Raw genomic sequence first — 17,559 nt, 5'->3', positions numbered from 1 at the left:
TCAGCCGAGAGCGTCGAGCAACGCGCGCTCACGCTCGGCGCTGAGGCCGGCGCGTCTTGGCCGGTCCAGACCCTGCTCGCGTTCCCAGAGCAGGGTGTCGGCCAGCAGTTCCGCCCGCGGCCGATGACGGAGCCCCGCGGCGCGCGCCGCGGCCCCGCTCCGGGCCGACCACCCTTCCCAACCCGGCTCGACCACCCACATCGGCAACGACTCGGCACCCATGTACTCGGCCACACCGTTCGCGAGCAGCCATGCCGAGTCGGCGGTGACCATCGAACCCAGGTGCCCCCCAATGGCCCGGGACAGCTCGATCCACTCCCCGAACGACACGACCGGGCCGACAGCGTCGTACGTGCCGACGGTCCTCGCCTCCGCGGCGTCGAGCAGCCAGGCGGCGAGATCCCGAACGTCGACCGCCTGCGTCGGCTTGGCCGGCGCGTCGGGAACCAGCATCGGCCCTTGCGGATCGCGTGCGGCACGGGCCACCCAGTAGCCGGAGCGTCCGCTGTGATCGCCCGGACCGCCGATGAGACCCGCGCGCGCGATGAGGAGACGGTCGCCCACGACGGCCGCCGACGCCTGCTCGCAGGCGACCTTCGCCTCACCGTACGCCTCCCGATCGACCTCGCTCCGATCGGTAGGAGCAAGCAGGGCCGTGGACTCATCCGCGTCCAGCACGGCATGGGAGGCGTAAGCACTGACGGAGGAGACATAGGCCCAGTGCCTGGCCCTGCCACCCAGCGCGTCAAGCGCCTCACGAACGAAGCCCGGCTGCCACGACACCTCTATGACCGCATCCCATTCGCGGTCGAGCAGCGGCCCGTAGGCCGAAGGATCGCGCCGATCAGCGACCACCAGCGTCGCTCCGTCCGCGACTCCCCCACTTTCACCGCGCGCCAGACACGTCACCCGATGGCCACGCTCGATCGCCTGCCGCGACAGCTCCCGGCCCACCCACGCCGTTCCACCCAGAACCAATATCTCCATCCCGACACCCAAGCACCGCGAACACCGAATACCCAGGCGGGTTCACCGACAGCAGACCTGGTTCACTGACAGCGGACCCGATGTCGTCAACGTCAATCCCCTAAGTAGCGAAAGGCCATCCGGCACCTCGAGCACTCCGGAGCACTCGTCAATAGGATCATGCTGTTGCGATGATCTGGCGATCGGGAGCCCTCGATGAGTGACCCCGGCGGCTTCGGCCCCCTGGAGATGGACGAGCGCGAGGCGATCGGCCCCTACCGGATCGTCGGCCGGATGGGTGCCGGGGGCATGGGGGTGGTCTATGCGGGGATCGCGGCCGACGGCGGCCGGGTCGCGGTCAAGGTCATCCATCCGGGGTTAGCCGCTGATCCGCACTTCCGCGCCCGCTTCGTCCGTGAGGTCGATCTCCTGTCCCGGGTACGCGGGCGCTGCACGGTCTCGGTGCTGGACGCCGACACCGCCGCGATGCCTCCCTGGCTGGCCACCGAGTTCGTGCCCGGCCCGACGCTCAACACGTACGTGCGGGACAACGCGCCGCTGGCGCCGGACGAGCTGCTCTCGTTCGGCGTGGACATCGCCGAGGCGCTCACCGACATCCACCGGGCCGGCATCGTGCACCGCGACCTCAAGCCCGGGAACGTGATCTTCTCCGCCTCCGGCGCGAAGGTCCTGGACTTCGGCATCGCCCGGGCCCTCGACGAGAGCGGGCTCACGGGCACCGGCGCGCTGATCGGGACGCCCGGCTGGATCAGTCCCGAACAGTACCGGGGCGACCAGGCGGACGCCGCCGCCGACGTCTTCGCCTGGGGCGCGCTGATGGCGTACGCCTCGACGGGCCGCCCGCCGTTCGGCACCGGAGCCCCCGACGTCCTCGCCTACCGCGTCATGAGCGTCGATCCCGACCTGTCCGGGGTACCCGCGCAGATCCGCGACCTCGTACGGAGCGCGCTCGCCAAGGATCGGGCGGCCCGGCCCGCCACGAACGAGTTGCTCGCCCGTGTCACCGCGATCAGGGCGGGCACGACGATCCCCTTGCCGCCGCCCGACAAACGCCGCGTGGTGCCGCTGTGGTCGGCTGCGGCCGTCATAGCGGCGCTCGTAGCCGTCGGCACGATCTTCGCGACGAACTCGGCGGGAACACCAGAGGCATTCCAGAGCCCGAGCGCCTCTCCCTCGTCCACATACGCGGAAACCCAGACTCCGGACGAGAGCGAGGACCCGGACGAGACGCCAACGGCGAGCGATACCCCCGAGGAAACACCCAGCACGAGGAAGACCCCCAAGGAAACGCCCACCACAAAGAAGAAGACGAGCGCGCGCCCGAGCCCCCGCCACTCGGCCACCGGCCTGCCGTGCGCGTCCGAGGACTCGATACTCCGGCAGGCCGCCGTACTGAACCACGGCAGCCTGCCGGAGGACTCGGTGGTCAAGCGCAAGCGGTGCGTGGGCTTCTGGGTCGCGGCCGAGCTCAACTCCCCGAGCGTCGGCGGAGTCGACCTGATCGCGAAGCGGAACGCGACCCAATTCGTCGAGGCCGAGATCGGCAGCAACTTCTGCTCACTGGAGAACGGCCCGGCACTCCTCGCGACCGCGCCGGCCAGCATCAGAACCTTCCTCTGCCCCAACGGCTTCAGCTGAGCTACTCAACGGACCGGCCCGAAGCTGTCGGTCTTGTACTGTTGCAGGATGGAGCCATCCTCAGCCTCCTGCAAGAAGACGTAGATCATCGTCCTCGCTGCTGGATCAGGTGATCACACTCTTCGGTGGCGTCTTCGTAGCTGCTCAGCAGGAACGCGTGGATCGTCGCAAGCTGATCACCGGAGAAGGTGGCCATCAAACGGCGGCTGCGGACATCGAGCCCCTCGTAGAACGAAGCGATTCGTTCGAGTCCCGGAGCCGAAGCCTCGACGAGTACGCGGCGGCGATCCGTCGGGTCAGGTTGGCGCCGGACATAGCCCGCCTTCTCCAGACGGTCGATCATGTGCGTGACCGCGCCAGTAGTCCGCCCGAGTTGCGAACTGAGCGCGCCGGCCGTGGAAGCTCCCGCGCGATTGAGCGCGTGCAGGCAGAGCAGATCGGTCTGGGCGATGCCGAGGTGCTGGGCGATCAGGTCGTTCAGACGCCCAAGGGCTCCAGCCAGGTCCGTCATGGACGCGACGATCCGGTCCGCAAGGTCGTCCGCGTGGTCGTCATGCGGTTTGACGGGCATGCGAGGCTCCATTTATCTTCACAGCTCAGATACTTAGCAATGCAGCTAGTGTATCGGATGCCAACTTCCGCGAACTGGAGAGCCATGGACCTGCTCGACGTCACCATCACTCTGCCCTCCGTCAGAGCGGAGCTCGACGCCTCGTCGGCGCACCTGCAGTGGACAGGTTCCGCACCCGCGAAACCCTGACGAAGGCGCTATGGGCTCCCGAGTTTCCGCAGCGCCTGCTCGGATGCCGAGCCCGGCTCGGCGGCGAACAGGTCCAGCCCGCAGCACGACGGCTCGTCGGGCAGCGCGATGAGCTCGCCGTACAGGGTCAGTTCGCCCACGACCGGGTGGTGCAGCACGTACACCCGGGACCGGACCCGCGCGACCGGGTGCTCCGCCCATATCCGGGCGAAGTCCGCGCTCAGCTCCCGCAGGTGGTCAATGTGCGCCGTGAGTCCGACGTCCCCGCGATACCGCCCGAGCAGTACGCGTAAATGCGCCACGTGCTCGCGTGCCGCCCGCTCCCAACCGGTACGGTGCAGCTCACGCAGGTAGGGCTCGGTGAACAGCAGGTGCGAGAACGTGCGGCGGCCCTCCGGCAGCCCGGGGAAGTCGCCGAACACCGCCACGGCGAGCTGGTTCCAGCCGACAATCTGGGTGTGCCGGCCGACCACCAGCGCCGGCGTCATCACGAACGACTCCAGCAGGTAACGCAAGCCCGCAGGCACATCGGACAAGGCCGCAGCCCCCGAGCACACCTGAGGACGCCGCGCGATCCGGTGCAGGTACGCCAATTCGTCCGTGTCCAGGCGCAGCGCCACGCCGATGGCATCCAGGACCTCGTCGGAGACGCTGTCGCCTTTGCCCTGTTCCAGCCGCGTGTAGTGGGCGATGCTCACGCCCGCCAGCCGGGCCAGCTCCTCACGCCTCAGGCCCGCGACCCGGCGCATTCCGCCGTAGTCGCGCAGCCCGACGTCCTCCGGGCGCAGGCGGGCACGGCGTGACTTGAGGAACCCGCTCAGCTCGGCCCTGTCGTCCACGCGACAACCCTACGCCGAGGGTGATCACGCCGTGAGTACGCAGAACACGGACCTGTTCGGGCGACCGCGACGGCCCCACGCTGTCAGGCGAGCCACCCCCGGCTCTTTACCCGGAATCCACACGAACGAACGGAAAGAAGCCATGCCCCAAACACTCGGACTCATCGGCAGCGGAATGATCGGTTCTTCCGTTGCCCGCCTGGCCGTCGCGGCCGGCCTCGAGGTTGTCCTCAGCAATTCGCGAAGCCCTGAGACACTCGCTGATCTCGTCGCCGACCTGGGCGAGCGTGCCCGAGCGGCCACACCGGAAGAAGCGGCACGCGCCGGAGACCTGGTGGTGGCGGCCATCCCGCTGAAGGCCTACGAACACCTCCCCGCCGAAGCTCTGGCCGGCAAGACGGTGCTGGACACGGCGAACTACTACCCCGAGCGGGACGGCCACCTGGCCGAACTGGACGCGGGCGAACTGACCTCCAGCGCTCTGCTGCAACGCCACCTCGCGGCCTCCCAGGTGGTCAAGGCATTCAACAACATCACTCCGCACCAGCTGTTCTCCCTCGCCCGGCCCACGGGGGCGCCGGACCGCAGCGCCCTGCCCATCGCCGGCGACGACCCAGAAGCCAAGGCAGAGGCCACCCGGCTGTTGGACGTCCTCGGTTATGACGCGGTGGACATCGGCACGCTCGCCGCGAGCTGGCGCAGCGAACCGAACACACCGGTATACGTCCACCCCTATCTCGGCGAAACGCCCGCCATGAGCATTGAGGCCTTCTTCCGCTGGACTCTCCAGACACCCGGCATCGCCGTTCCGGCAGCGCAGGTCGGCAAGCTCATCGAGACCACGGCCCGCCGGCCGGCAGGCGAGGCCAGAATCCCGAACGACGACTGACTCCTCTGGAACCCGGAGTTCAGCGCTCGGCGAGGGGAGGCGGGTGGGCGTCCCGCCGGCCGCCGGTCCCCAGCCAGAGCGCCGCGGTGACGGACAGAAGGAGGGCCGCGAGGAGGACATGGTAAGCCCGATCCAGCGCACCCGACTGTGTATAGACGGCGGCGGTGACCTGGATCGGCAGCACGTACATCGCGGCGGCCGTGATCCAGCGCGGGCTGCGGGCGACGGCCGTGGCCCACACCGCCACGAGCAGGAACCCGGCTTCCAGCCCCGCCCGTACGACCGCCCACAGCTCGCCGTACGGCCCGTCGAGCACGTAGGAAACGAGCACGGCGGCGACCGGGATCGCGGGCCAGAACCACGAGCGTCGCCGGAGGCCGCGTGGCCGGCGGACGGCGAGGACGGCCGCACCGGCCGCCAGCAGCCCGTACGGAATCAAGGACACCCAGTTGTGGTAGGACGGCCCGAGCAGGCCGGAGCCCCACGCAGTCACGTCCCCGCCGAACATCATGACGCGGCCCGTCGACACCGCGACGGCCACGGCGAGCGGCAGGGACACCCGCGCCCAGCCGCGCATCAGGGTCAGCATCAGCACCGTGGAGACGGCGATCCACGCCGGCCCGGCGCGGTCCATGAGGGCGTAGGTCAGGTTCGCCACGGCGATGACCGTGACGCCGAGATGCACGCCATCGGCCCACCACGGCACACGATCCGCGGCCGACCCCCTCGCGCGCTCGCCCACGCCCTCAAGGATCAGGACGACCGTCTCCCGGATGGAGGGCAGCCGGCGGGTCCCGGCCATGAGCGCCCCCATGATGTCGGCGCCGTACTCCGCCCGGTAGTGCTTGGGGTACGTCAGCAGGACGAGCTCATACCAGCGCTCCGCGAGCGAGCGGCTCATGCCTGCGCCGTCCCGGCCCAGGGCGCCGCGCGGTGGGTGACGACTCTGGCCGCCTGTTCCATCCGCGCCGCCTCCTCAGACAGGACCCGGTGGCCCTCCTCGGTGAGGCGGTAATAACGGCGGGGCCGTCCCTGTACGGTCTCCTCCCGGTCCACGGCGACGAGCTGGCTGCCCGACATGCGGTTGAGCGCGCCATAGAGGGTGCCGACGGCGAGTCGCACCCTCCCGTCGGACAGCTCCTTGGCCCGTTTGATGATCCCGTAACCGTGCAGGGGACCATCGAGCAGCGCGGCCAGCACGAAGTAGGCCGGCTCACTCATCACGGATGAGTCTTTGATCATACGCGTCACGATATATCGAGCGACGAGCTATTGTCACGCGCCTCATTGAGCGTCGGTCATGCCCGTTCCGCGAGCCGCGCGTTGACGTCGGGAAACGAGCCGTCGCCGAACAGGATCCGCGCTGCCAAGGCACGACCGGCACGACCACGTAGCATGGCCACCGCCGCCTCCGCCGCGGCTGGGGATCGGATGCCGGCGAGCACGCGGCGCAGCAACAGCCGTCCTCGGAACCGGGTCCGCAGCGCGCCCCCGTCGTACTGGCTCAATACGCGCTGGTCGCCAGTACGCAGGTAGCTGGCGGCAAGCCCCGCGGCCAGTTCGGACATGCGTAAGCAGGGGTCCAACCCGCCGGCCGTCAACGGCGACACCGCGCCCGCCGCGTCTCCGACGAGCAGCCCGGCGGGGCACGCCAACCGTCGCAGCACACCGCCGACCGGGATCGGACCACCTCGACGCTCGACCGGACCGGTCGGCACCGCGCGGCCGGGCGCGTCCGCGGCGAAAGCGTCCAGCAGGTGGCGGACGCCGGTGCGCATCGCGGCCGGATATCCCGCGACGCCGACATGCGCATGGCGGCCGTCGTCGATGACCCACCCCAGGTAGCCCGGAGCGACCCGGGGGTCCAGCACGCAGTGGAACACCGGAGTGGCCGTGCGCGACGCGATCGGATGGACGATCTCGGCACCGACCAGGAAGCGCCGATTGACGTCAAGGCCGAGATCACGGGCCACCTGGGAGCGGGCGCCATCCGCGCCGACGATGAACCGGGCCGTCACCGGTTCCGCACCCGCGAACCGCACAAAACCCATCGACGCGTCGATATACCGTACGCCCAAGAAAACCTGCGCCCCGGCCGACTCCGCCGCGCGGTGCTCGTGCTCGTAGACGGCCGCCATGTCCGCCACGCGATACTCGTCCCGGTCGCTGGTGAGCCGGATCGGCGCCCGCCGCGACGGCGGATACAGCAGTACGTCCCGAATACCCGGCCCGAGCAGGTGGTCCGGCAGCTCGAAGTCATCGAGCGTACGCCGCACGAAGATGCCCGTCGTCCGGATGCCCGTCGACAGCGACCTGCGGCGGTCGACGACCAGCACATCGAGTTCCCGTTCCGCGAGCAGGCGGGCTGTGCGCAGGCCGGCCAGGCCCGCACCCACGACCAGTACATCAACGGTCCGCATACTTTAGGACGGTAGGAGCGGCACTCCACTCATACGACGGTTTGCACGGTACCCGCCCCTTATCTCTACACCGTTGCCACACTCGGGGCCGTCGGCGCGAGATTCATGCCTTGTAGGGTGGAGATATGGCTGCGGAGCATCCTGAGGCCGCAAAACAACTGTCCGTGGTCGCGGAGAACCTAGGGTCACACCTCTCGGAGGTCAGCCGCGACATCGCGGAGAACATTGTTGCCGAGATCCCGGAGCTCAGGGGTGACCCCTCCGTCATCAAGATCCTTCAGGCGAGCATCGCGGAAAATGTCGCCACGTTGCTGCACATCTTCGAGAACGACATACCTCTGGACAACATCGAGGGGCCCGCGGCCGCTTCCGAGTACGCCAGGAGGCTGGCCCAGAGAGGCATCCCCCTCAGCGCGATGAGCAGGGCCTACAGGATCGGCCACTGGCGTTTCCTGCAGTGGTGTCTGGACGAGCTCAACCGGCAAGGCACCGGCGACGAGCTCTCCACCGCGACCAACCGGCGCATGCTGCAGGTGAGCTTCGGTTACATCGACCGGGTGACCGAGCACGTCATCGTGGTCTACCAGCAGGAACGCGATCACTGGCTGCTCAGCCAGACCGCCACGCGCGCCGCGCGCGTGCGAGACATCCTCGGCGAGGAGGACGTCGACCTCGACTGGGCCGAACAAGCCCTTGGTTACCGACTCCGGCAGAACCACCTCGGACTGGTGGCCTGGTTGCCCACGCTGACGGGTGGCGGCGCGGGACTCGCTCGACTCGATCGGATCACCAACGAGATCGCCCGGAAGCTCGGCTGCCCCGCCAGGCCGCTGTTCGTCCCCCGAGATGCAGTTCTGTCCTGGGTTTGGCTGCCGTTCGGCTCGCACAGCGACGTCTCCTGGGAACAGCTGTCGGATGTGGTCGAGCGCAGCGATCCTTCCGTGCACGTGTGCGCCGGGGGCGTGGGGTACGGCATCGAGGGATTCCGCTCCACGCATCGGCAGGCATTGCGCACGCAGGAACTCGCGGCAGTGGCCAGTGCGGCGCCCCAGTTCACCGACTTCTCCACTGTCGCTCCCATCGCCTTGATGGCTACGAACGTCGATGACATGCGCGCTTGGGTGTGGAGCATCCTGGGCCCGCTGGCCATCGATGACGAGAGCAGCGCGCGGCTTCGGGAGACCGCGCAGATCTTCCTGGACACCGGCTGCAGCTACACCGCCACCGCCAGCGCGCAAATTCTGCACAAGAACACCGTGCAGTACCGCATCCGGAAAGCCGAGGAAATCATCGGACACCCGGTCCAGCAAGGGCACGCCGATCTGGAAGTCGCGCTGCGCGCCGTTCAATACCTCGGCTCGACGCTCCTTCGTAGCACGCCGACTTGAGTGCCCTACAACATGGCTTTCTGAGGCTGTGTGGGGACCACGATGACCGTGGTGGTGTCGGCGCTCAGGGCCACCTTGAACTCCCGCTCCAAATCCTCCGTGGTCTCCACGTCGACCGCGCGGCACCCGAAGCCGCGGGCCACGGAGGCGATGTCGAGCCCCGGCAGGTCGAGTCCCGGAACGCCCGGTGTTTCCTCGAGTACCGCGAACGACTTGAGGATGGAGTACTCGTGGTTGCGCATGACCACGTACACGATCGGGAGGTTGTGCTGTGCCGCCGTCCAGATGGCCTGCACGGAGTACTGGAAGGAGCCGTCGCCGATCAGGCCGACGACCGGCCGGTCGACGCCGCTGTCCCGGTCGCCGAGCGCGACTCCCACCGCTGCCGGGGTGCCCCATCCGATGCCCCCGCTGGCTGTGGCGAAGAACGATCCGGACCTGACCGTGGGAAGCCATTCGGCCTGCTGGGCCATGGTGGAGGTCGATTCGTTGACGATGACCGCGTTGGGCGGCCTGACCCTGCTGAGGGCGGCGTACACCTCCGGCGGGGTGAGCGGGCTGTTCGGCACCTGCGGCAGCTCGCGGGGCCGCGCCATCGGCTCGGGCATGGCACGGGCGGATCCCTCCGTGACCAGGTCAAGGAGCAGCTCGATCGCTGTCTTGGGATCGCCGATGAGGCTGTCGCCGACTCGCGCCGCCGCGGCGACCTCTGGGTCGGCGGTGATCTGCAGGAGTTCGGTGCCTGCGGGGAGGTAGTCGCCGGGCACGTACGGGTAGTAGCGGAACACTTCCGCGCCGATCACGACCACCAGGTCGTGCCCGGTCAACCGGTCGCTGACGGTCTTCACGGACATCCCGAGCGGGCCGCGGAAGAGCGGGTGGTCCTCCGGGAAGGAGGCGCGGTCCAGCAGCGGAGCGCCGTAGACGGCCGCGCGCAGCTTCTCCGCAAGGGCGACGGCCACGTCCCATCCGCCGGCCCGGTCCACCTCCGGCCCGAAGACCAGCGCGGGACGACGGCTGCCGGAGATGCGGTCGGCGAAAGTCCGCAGCCGCTCTGTGTCGGGGGCGACCCGGTCGCTCACCGTACGCACCCGGGCGGGACCGGACAGCGGCTCCTTCCAGTCGTCCATGGGAACGGACAGGTAGACCGGTCCTGCCGGTGGCTGCAGCGCGATCGCGTAGGCGCGCATGAACGCCTCCGGTACGTCCTGGGCGCGGGCCGGCTCGTAGGACCACTTCACCCACGGTTTCGGCAACGTGGTGGCCTCCCGGTTGCCCAGGTACGGCTCCCCGATCACCAGTTCCCGGTGCTGCTGTCCCGAGGTGACGATCAAGGGAGTGTTTCCGTGGTAAGCCGCGATCAGATTTCCCATGGCGTTGCCCGGACCGGCCGCGGAGTGCAGGTTGACCAATGCCGGGCGCCGGGTGACCTGCGCGAAGGCGTCCGCCATCGCGATGACGGACGCCTCCTGCAGCGCCAGTACGTAGGTGAAGTCCGGCGGGAAATCCTGCAGGAACGGCTGCTCGGTGGAGCCGGGATTACCGAAGACCGTGGTGAGGCGGAGGGTCCGTAGCAGATCGTAGGTCACGCTTCGCACCGTGGACTGTTCAGTCATCGTCAGTCGCCTTTCTCGCGGCAAGCAGCCTGTAAGGCAGGGCGGGTGTCATCGGCCTTGCCAGCGCGGTGAGCGCCTTTCCGCGAAGGCGTGGGCACCCTCCTGCGCGTCATGGGACGCCAGAACTGGTGCGACGATCCGGTCCTGCTCGACGAAGGCGTCCTGATCGCGGAACACTCGCCGCTCGTTGACGACGCGTTTGACGGCCGCCACGGCCAGGGGCGCGTTGTGCGCGATGCTGGTGGCCAGTTCCAGGGCCTTCTTCAGTGCCTCGCCCGGTTCCGTGAGGTGGTTGACCAGGCCCAATCGCTCGGCCCGCTGGGCGGGCAGGGCGGCGCCGGTGAGCAGGAGCTCCAGGGCGATGTTGCGCGGGATGCGTTCGGGCAGTCGCACCATGCCCCCTTCGGGTGGCACGATCCCGTAGCGGACCTCGGTCTGGCCGAAGGTGGCGTTCCGCGCGGCCACGATCATGTCGCAGGCGAGCGCCATCTCGGTTCCGCCGCCCAGCGCATAGCCCTCGACCGCGGCGATGAGCGGGGTCTTGATCTGGGCGCGGGTGATGCCCGCGAAGCCCCGTCCTTCGATGATGGGCGTGTCTCCGGCCGCGAAGGCCTTGAGGTCCATGCCCGCGCTGAAGACGCCGCCGGCCCCGCTGATGATGCCGACTCTGAGGTCGTCGCGGGCCTCGAGGAGGTCGACGGCGGCGGCCAGGCCCCGAGCGGTGGCCCCGTCGACGGCGTTGCGGGCCTCCGGCCGGTCGATCGTGATCACCAGGATGCCGTCGATTTCCTCGGTCCGTACGGTCGGCGTGTCTGTGACCGTGGCCATGATGGTGTTTCCCTTCTTCCCTCGCGTCTTCTCTCGCGCTGCTTCTCTCGCGCTGCTTCTCTCGCGCTGCTTCTCTCGCGCTGCTTCTCTCGCGCTGCTGAGCCGCGGCTTCAGACGACGGTTTCGGACTTGCGCAGGTCCTCGATTCCGGCGGTGTCGAAGCCGAGGTCGCGGAGCACTGACTCGGTGTGTTCGCCCAGGTCGGGGGCTGGGCCCGGACGGACCTTCTGTTCCTGGTCCAGCCGTACGGGGCTGTCGATGGTCAGGTGCGGCTCGTCGCTGCTGTCGTCGATCGGCACGAACACCCGGTTGGCGAGGAGCTGGGGGTCCTGGGCGCACTCTTCAAGCGTCTGGACGACTCCGTACGTGAGGTTCTCGGCGTCGAGCACCTCGCGCCACTCGGCCAGGGAGCGAGTCGCGAACGTCCTGTCCAGCAGGGCGACGATCTCGGCGGCGTGGGCGCGGCGGCTCGGGGTGTCGGCGTAGCGCGGGTTCTCCGCCGCCTCGGGATGACCGATGGCCCTGAGGAAGCCGGGGACCTGCTTGTCCTCGTTGACGAAGACGAGGATGATCCAGCGGCCGTCGGCCGTGCGGTACATGTTCCCCAGCGCGTTGGGCGGGTCGGACCGGTTGATGGGGCGAGGGGGCTTGGCTCCGACCAGCACGGCCTGCAGCCACATGCCGGCCGCCCAGGCGCCTTCGGCGAACAGCGAGGCCGTGACGCGTGCGCCCTGGCCGGTCTTCTCCCGCCGGTACAGCGCGGTCATGATCCCGGCGAACAGGGTGATCGCCGTGGAGTGGTCACCCGATCCGAACACGTTCATGGCCGGCGGCACGTCAATCTGGCGGGTGATGTCCATCAGGCCGCTGCGCGCCCAGTACGCCGTCACGTCGAAGCCGGGCAGATGCGCATCCGGACCTTCCTCGCCGAAGCCGGTGACATCGGCGTAGATCAGCCGGGGGTTGAGGGGCGCCAGAGAGTCGTACTCCAGGCCCAGCTTGGCCCGTGTCCGCGGCGGGAAATTGGTTATCAGCACGTCGGCCCACCGCACCAGACGCTCGAGCACGGGCCGGGCGCCGGGCGACTTGAGGTTGAGCGCGATGCCGCGCTTGTTGCGGTTGTCCAGTTGCCAGGGGTAGTTGACCCCTTCGACATGGGGGTTCGGAGGGACGCGGCTGAGCGAGCGGTACGCGTCGCCCACGTGCGGTGGTTCCACTTTGACGACGTCGGCGCCGAAGTCACCGAGGACGGTGGCCGCGGCAGGCCCGGCGATGAAGCTCGCGAGATCGACGACGTGCAGTCCCTCCAGGAGGGGCGGGTTCTTCATGACTGCTCCTTGCCTTCGGTGGAGCCGTGGCTGACCCGCTGTTCCGGGGCGCTGGGCGCCAGAGGCACGAAGGCGCTGTAGCCGGTGATGTCGCGGCCGACGATCAGCGCCTGCACGGTGTCGGTGCCCTCGTACGTGTCGATCGCCTCGATGTCACAGAGGTGCCGGGCGACGTGGTAGTCGAGCAGGATCCCGTTGCCGCCGAGCATGTCGCGAGCGTCGGAGAGAATGGCCCGGGACCGTTCGGTGTAGTGCATCTTGGCCAGCGCGACCCGGGGCATCGAGTACTCACCCTCGTCCATGAGCTGGCTGAGCCGGTACTGCATGCACAGCATGTCGGTGATGTCCGCCAGCATCCGAGAGAGCCGATACTGGATGAGCTGGAAGGCGGCCAGCGGCATCCCGAACTGCTTGCGCTGCTTGGCGTAGGCCAGAGCCGTCTCGTAGCCCGCGATGGCGGCCCCGATCGCCTCCCAGGCGACGCAGAAGCGCGAGGCCAGCAGGACTTTCTCGGTGTCGCGGAAGGTGTTGACGCCCGCCAGGCGGTTCTCGGCGGGCACCCGGACGTCGGTCAGGGAGATCTGGGCGTTCTGGACACAGCGCAGAGCCGTCTTGCCCTTGATGACCTGGGCGTCGAACCCGGGTGTGCCCTTTTCGACTACATAGCCGCCCACGTGCCCGTCGTCGCCGCGGGCCCAGATGATCACGTAGTCGGCGAAACTCGCGTTGCCGATCCACCTCTTGTAGCCGTTGAGGACGTAGGAATCACCGTCCCGGCGCGCGGTCGTCTCCAGCTTGACCACGTCCGTGCCGTGCGCGGGCTCGGTCAGCCCGAAGGCGCCGATCTTCTCCAGGCGCGCCATCGGCGGCAGGAAGCGCTGCTTCTGCTCCTCGGAGCCCAACAGCGCGATCGACATCATGGCCAGGGCCGAGTGGACCCCGGCGAACGTGGAGATGCTCAGATCGCCCCGGGCCAGTTCGAGGATCACCAGGCCGGCCGTCAGGTTGCTCATGCCTGGGCAGCCATAGCCGGCGATCTGGAAGCCGGCGATGCCCAGCTGCCCCAGCTTGGGAACCAGTTCGTGGGGGAACTCCGCCCGCTCCCAGTAGGGGTTGATGATCGGGGTGACCTCTCGGTCCATGAAGTCGCGGACCTTCTGCCGAAGGGCGCGCTGCTCGTCGGTGAGCAGTCTGTCCAGCAGGTAGTAGTCGGAATGCTCCGGTCCGCCCAGCACCGGCGGCTCCACCCCGGACTGCCTTCCATTGCTGCTCGGGAAAGCGCCATGGGGGACGGCCTGGCCCGGGTCGGCTGCTGTGCCGTGTGTCACCTTCATGTTCCGCTCCTTCCGATCGCGTCGATGAGAACGACGCTAGGAGGGAACAGCGAAACAGCCATTGTCCGCCAAACACGACATTTAGTTTCAAATTGGTATCCCAAGCCCAATTCGCCCGGCAGCGCCCGCGCGTCATCCACACCGCCGCCAAACTAGGGGCATGCCTTTCCCTGACGAGTCGGCCGCCGTTGCCGTAGTGGACTACCGGTCGCAGTGGGCAGTGGACTTCGAGCAACTGGCCGGGACGCTGCAAGGCGCCCTCGGAGGCCAAGCCCGTGCGATTGACCACGTCGGATCCACCGCAGTGCCGGGCCTGGCCGCCAAGGACTGCGTGGACATCCAGGTCCTCGTCGACGCGATCGACGAGGATGAGCAGATCAGGCTCCTCGCCGCGATCGGCTTCCGCTGTCGGCCGGAGCCCTGGAACCGTACGGAGATCTCGGGCGGACGGGAGTGCCGGAAGTTGGTATTCGCGCCGCCGGTCGGTGCGCGACGATGCAACGTCCATCTGCGTGAGGTGGACGGGCCGAACGTCCGCTTCGCCCTGCTGTTCCGCGACTACCTGCGCGCCGATGATGCCGCCTGTCAAGCATGGGGGGCGTTCAAGAAGCGCCTGGCTCTCAGCGTGCCGGACCTCCTCGACTACGGACAGATCAAGGCCCCGGCCACGGCAATTCTGATGACAGCGGCTGAACGCTGGGCAGCCGAAACCGGCTGGCAGCCGGCTCCGAGCCACAATCGAATTGGCGCGTGATCACGGAACTGTTGTCGCTCCACCCGCAGGTCAGGGACCTGGCATTCCTGAAGTCGTAGCCCGGATGGTGGGGGTAGCGGTCATTTCTCGAGGCCGAGCAGTTCGGCCACGACGTGCAGGTCATCCGGCGCCGCCGTCAGCTCGAAGTCGTCGAGCTCGGGGTGGACGCAGAGGAGCGCCACGTACATCGCGTACGGGCGCACCTCTTTCCGTTCCGACTTCTCGAGCTCCCGCCAGGATCGGACGGACGCGCCGGTCAGGTCGATCTCCTCGTAGGGGCCGCGCCAGGTGATGCGGCGCTCGACGTGCCGGAAGGTGCCTGTCTGCCACAAGGCTCCCTCCCGTACGGCCACGGCGACGATGAGCCTGAGCGAGCCGACCTCTGCACCGATGGCCAGCGCGGCCTCAACCTTCGCTCTGGCGCCGGCGGCGCGGCGGCGCATAAATACCGGTATCACGAACCCGGCGAACAGCACTGCCGCCACTTCAAGGGCGCGTAACGCCACCTCCATCCGGCCATCCTCGCACCCGCCTCCACAACTGCACAGGCCAGGAATGCGCCACTTCTGATGAGACTCCGCCGGATCAGGTGCCGACTTCCCGAGCCGCCGAACCTCCGCCCGCGAGCAGCCGAGGCGAAACACACGATGACTGCAGGCCTTCACGTATTTCTACGACGGAGCATGGACTGAAGGTGATGACTCCGGTCATTGACGTGTGGCGGCGTGGTATTGGTGGATGAGCCGGGCGCTGTCCGCCCGTTTGGCCACGATGGACAGGCATATCAGGTGGACGTCACCGGTGGGCGCGGTGAAGGTCACCTCCGCGAATCCGTGCACGATCTCCTGGCTCAGCCGACCGCCGGAAACCACCTTGACCTGTGCCGTCGTACCGCGGGCGACCCTGGCGTAATAGTCGAAGATTTCCTGCGGACCGTGTCCAAGCTGCGGACTGATGCCCTGAAAAAGCGCATCCTGGCTGAACAGAGCGGCGATCTCAGCCGGATGGTGTGCGTTGAAGGCCCGCTGCCAGTCATGGAGCAACCTGGTGAGAACGTCTGTGGCCCCGGCTCCGGTCATCGCGGGGAACCTGCGTGCAGAGCTTCCCGCACCCACTGGTGTCGTGGCTGCGAGTGCAGCTGCCAGTAGTGCTCGGCGATGTCGTCAGGGTCGAAGTCGGTACCTGGGGCGACCGGACCGGCCACGGTGACGCTCGCCACGTGCACCCCGGCAGGTCCATACTCTTGGTCGAGCAGCGTGACCAGGGCACGGACACCTGCCTTGCCCAGGGAGAGGCTCACATACTGCGGCTTGGGCTCGGGCATGCCGCCCGTGATGAGGATCGTTCCGTTCCCGCGTGCCGCCATGGCAGGAGCGACGTGAGCCGCAGCGTTGAGCGCGCCGACCACGTTCACCGCCCAGGCCTCCATGTGACCGCGTACCGACAGCTCGCCCGGCGCGTCCGCCTGGATGATCGCGGCGTTGTACACAACGACGTCTGGCACACCGTGCTCGCGGACGACCTCGTCGAGCGCGGCGTTCAGCCCGGCCTGGTCCGTACTATCGGCCGCCAACGTGACAATGGGGACTCCACTGGGAGCAACCGCCTTGGCCGCGGCACGCAACGTCCGGTCGCTCCGAGCGATCAGCGCTATCGGCAGCCCCTCCCTGGCGAACCTACGAGCCACCGCCTGCCCGATCCCCGGACCTGCACCAATGATCACGGCACCCGGCATTGACATACTCCTTACTTTCTAGATCAGCGATACTCGGGACGGTAAGGCATCACATCCATGTGAAGGTCAAGGGGGAAGGAACCGAATGCGGATCGGCGACCTGGCTCACAAGACCGGGGTGAACAGGCGACTGCTGCGCTACTACGAGGAGCAGGGTCTCCTCAGGCCGGTCCGCCTGGACAACGGCTACCGCGAGTACGCCGAGGCGGACACAGCGGCAGTGCGCCACATCCGCGCCCTGCTCGCCGCCGGGCTTTCCACCGCTGTCATCGCCCGGGTTCTGCACTGCGTACACGGAGACGACGAACTGATAGTGCCTTCCGGCTGCCCGACCTTCATCGAAGACTTGCGGCGCGAACGCACTCACGTCGCCAAGATGATCGCTCAGCTCCAGAGTTCGCAGGGGATCCTGGACTCGATCCTCGACGCGGCGCTACATCAGGCAGCAGGTGTGCCGCCAACTCCCCCTGCTCCACCAGCGGCCTGACACCAGAATTGATCGTTCCGCAGACAGCGTGATTTGTGCGGTAGGAAAAGCATCGTAACTAACGATCAACGACATGGCCGTCGGCTGGACCGCTCGCGCGTGATCCGGTCCATGGGAATCACGGCAAGTGCCCTGGCGGTTGGCGCGGGTTTCGGCGCGGCGACCTCTCTTGTGAACGCCGTTGCCCACAGTTACGCCGACCTCGGTAGCCGCGCCTACACCGTCAGCCTACGATCAGCGGGTCGATCTCGGTCTACATCGCGCAGCGCCGGCAGCACAGCCGAAGGTGTCAAGGGATCCCGTCGTTTCAGGGGCTCCCGGGTGATGAACAATCGCCGGACCTGCTCTTCGGCTTCATCCACCCGCTGCGACGCGGACCTCTCGGCAGGTCGCTCAGGCGGGCACGGGCGCCTGGTCAGCCTGGTCAAATGTCAATGGTCGGGTGCGTGTCGCCGCTGGTGGCCAAGTAAAGGTCCCCACGTCTTCGTAGTTGACTATTTCTTGGTGAGGCGTCTGCCTGTCCGGGTTCGTGCCTGTTTCATGCGGAAGGACTCGC

Annotated in this window: 18 protein-coding genes; 5 read left to right on the top strand and 13 right to left on the bottom strand. The window is 68.0% G+C overall.

Annotation, left to right across the window (positions count from 1 at the left end; genetic code table 11):
- The gene (locus tag KLK06_RS58605; protein ID WP_214644598.1) at nt 1-987 is read right to left on the bottom strand and encodes an NAD-dependent epimerase/dehydratase family protein; all 987 of its coding nucleotides are present in this window, start codon (nt 985-987) and stop codon (nt 1-3) included.
- A gap of 195 nt (nt 988-1,182) precedes the next feature.
- On the opposite strand from KLK06_RS58605, the gene KLK06_RS58600 reads away from it, so the two are divergent.
- A complete protein-coding gene (locus tag KLK06_RS58600; RefSeq protein WP_214644597.1) occupies nt 1,183-2,625 on the top strand; it encodes a serine/threonine-protein kinase in 1,443 nt (480 codons plus the stop codon).
- A gap of 85 nt (nt 2,626-2,710) precedes the next feature.
- On the opposite strand, the gene KLK06_RS58595 is transcribed toward KLK06_RS58600, so the two are convergent.
- Nucleotides 2,711-3,196: a MarR family winged helix-turn-helix transcriptional regulator gene (locus tag KLK06_RS58595; protein WP_214644596.1), complete on the bottom strand. Its 486-nt coding sequence runs from the start codon at nt 3,194-3,196 to the stop codon at nt 2,711-2,713.
- A gap of 197 nt (nt 3,197-3,393) precedes the next feature.
- On the bottom strand, nt 3,394-4,224 hold the full coding sequence (locus KLK06_RS58590; RefSeq protein WP_214644595.1) for a helix-turn-helix domain-containing protein: 831 nt from the start codon (nt 4,222-4,224) through the stop codon (nt 3,394-3,396).
- 31 nt (nt 4,225-4,255) lie between these two features.
- Between KLK06_RS58590 and KLK06_RS58585 the strand changes: the two genes are divergently transcribed.
- On the top strand, nt 4,256-5,113 hold the full coding sequence (locus KLK06_RS58585) for an NAD(P)-binding domain-containing protein (RefSeq protein WP_308169053.1): 858 nt from the start codon (nt 4,256-4,258) through the stop codon (nt 5,111-5,113).
- A 19-nt stretch (nt 5,114-5,132) separates the two neighbouring features.
- Here KLK06_RS58585 and KLK06_RS58580 read toward each other — a convergent pair whose 3' ends face one another.
- Genes KLK06_RS58580 through KLK06_RS58570 form a run of 3 tightly spaced genes read right to left on the bottom strand, consistent with a single transcriptional unit; the run spans nt 5,133 to nt 7,533 of the window.
- Entirely contained in the window at nt 5,133-6,014 is an 882-nt protein-coding gene (locus KLK06_RS58580) for a hypothetical protein (protein WP_214644594.1), read from the bottom strand.
- The gene (locus KLK06_RS58575) at nt 6,011-6,355 is read right to left on the bottom strand and encodes a PadR family transcriptional regulator (RefSeq protein WP_214644593.1); all 345 of its coding nucleotides are present in this window, start codon (nt 6,353-6,355) and stop codon (nt 6,011-6,013) included. Before KLK06_RS58575 ends, KLK06_RS58580 begins: the two co-directional genes overlap by 4 nt.
- A 56-nt stretch (nt 6,356-6,411) precedes the next feature.
- Nucleotides 6,412-7,533, bottom strand: a complete 1,122-nt coding sequence (locus KLK06_RS58570) for an NAD(P)/FAD-dependent oxidoreductase (protein WP_214644592.1) — start codon at nt 7,531-7,533, stop codon at nt 6,412-6,414.
- Nucleotides 7,534-7,658: 125 nt separating this feature from the next.
- On the opposite strand from KLK06_RS58570, the gene KLK06_RS58565 reads away from it, so the two are divergent.
- Nucleotides 7,659-8,921, top strand: a complete 1,263-nt coding sequence (locus KLK06_RS58565) for a CdaR family transcriptional regulator (protein WP_214644591.1) — start codon at nt 7,659-7,661, stop codon at nt 8,919-8,921.
- Nucleotides 8,922-8,926: 5 nt separating this feature from the next.
- Here KLK06_RS58565 and mdlC read toward each other — a convergent pair whose 3' ends face one another.
- From mdlC to KLK06_RS58545, 4 genes are all read right to left on the bottom strand, one after another.
- Nucleotides 8,927-10,510 (bottom strand): benzoylformate decarboxylase, encoded by a 1,584-nt coding sequence (gene mdlC, locus KLK06_RS58560; protein ID WP_214644590.1) that lies wholly within the window; start codon nt 10,508-10,510, stop codon nt 8,927-8,929.
- 75 nt (nt 10,511-10,585) lie between these two features.
- Nucleotides 10,586-11,365 (bottom strand): crotonase/enoyl-CoA hydratase family protein, encoded by a 780-nt coding sequence (locus KLK06_RS58555; protein ID WP_214644589.1) that lies wholly within the window; start codon nt 11,363-11,365, stop codon nt 10,586-10,588.
- Between the two features lie 110 nt (nt 11,366-11,475).
- Nucleotides 11,476-12,693, bottom strand: a complete 1,218-nt coding sequence (locus KLK06_RS58550; RefSeq protein ID WP_214644588.1) for a CaiB/BaiF CoA-transferase family protein — start codon at nt 12,691-12,693, stop codon at nt 11,476-11,478.
- On the bottom strand, nt 12,690-14,027 hold the full coding sequence (locus tag KLK06_RS58545) for an acyl-CoA dehydrogenase family protein (protein ID WP_214644587.1): 1,338 nt from the start codon (nt 14,025-14,027) through the stop codon (nt 12,690-12,692). The genes KLK06_RS58550 and KLK06_RS58545 overlap by 4 nt, the downstream gene beginning before the upstream one ends.
- Nucleotides 14,028-14,187: 160 nt before the next feature.
- Here KLK06_RS58545 and KLK06_RS58540 point away from each other — a divergent pair, with 160 nt between their 5' ends.
- Nucleotides 14,188-14,781 carry a GrpB family protein gene (locus KLK06_RS58540; protein WP_214644586.1) on the top strand — a complete coding sequence of 198 codons (594 nt, stop codon included), beginning with the start codon at nt 14,188-14,190 and terminating at the stop codon, nt 14,779-14,781.
- 80 nt (nt 14,782-14,861) lie between these two features.
- Here KLK06_RS58540 and KLK06_RS58535 read toward each other — a convergent pair whose 3' ends face one another.
- The 3 genes from KLK06_RS58535 to KLK06_RS58525 all read right to left on the bottom strand — a co-directional run bounded on the left by KLK06_RS58535 (nt 14,862) and on the right by KLK06_RS58525 (nt 16,516).
- Nucleotides 14,862-15,293 carry a hypothetical protein gene (locus tag KLK06_RS58535; protein ID WP_214644585.1) on the bottom strand — a complete coding sequence of 144 codons (432 nt, stop codon included), beginning with the start codon at nt 15,291-15,293 and terminating at the stop codon, nt 14,862-14,864.
- 195 nt (nt 15,294-15,488) lie between these two features.
- A complete protein-coding gene (locus KLK06_RS58530; RefSeq protein ID WP_214644584.1) occupies nt 15,489-15,860 on the bottom strand; it encodes a hypothetical protein in 372 nt (123 codons plus the stop codon).
- Nucleotides 15,857-16,516, bottom strand: coding sequence for an SDR family NAD(P)-dependent oxidoreductase (locus tag KLK06_RS58525; RefSeq protein ID WP_214644583.1), 660 nt, complete (start codon nt 16,514-16,516; stop codon nt 15,857-15,859). Before KLK06_RS58525 ends, KLK06_RS58530 begins: the two co-directional genes overlap by 4 nt.
- An 85-nt stretch (nt 16,517-16,601) precedes the next feature.
- On the opposite strand from KLK06_RS58525, the gene KLK06_RS58520 reads away from it, so the two are divergent.
- The gene (locus KLK06_RS58520; RefSeq protein ID WP_214644582.1) at nt 16,602-17,003 is read left to right on the top strand and encodes a MerR family transcriptional regulator; all 402 of its coding nucleotides are present in this window, start codon (nt 16,602-16,604) and stop codon (nt 17,001-17,003) included.
- Nucleotides 17,004-17,559: the final 556 nt, after the last annotated feature.

The sequence above is a fragment of the Nonomuraea sp. NEAU-A123 genome (genome assembly GCF_018603905.1).
Lineage (GTDB): Bacteria > Actinomycetota > Actinomycetes > Streptosporangiales > Streptosporangiaceae > Nonomuraea.
This window is presented reverse-complemented; position numbering and strand designations above follow the sequence as displayed.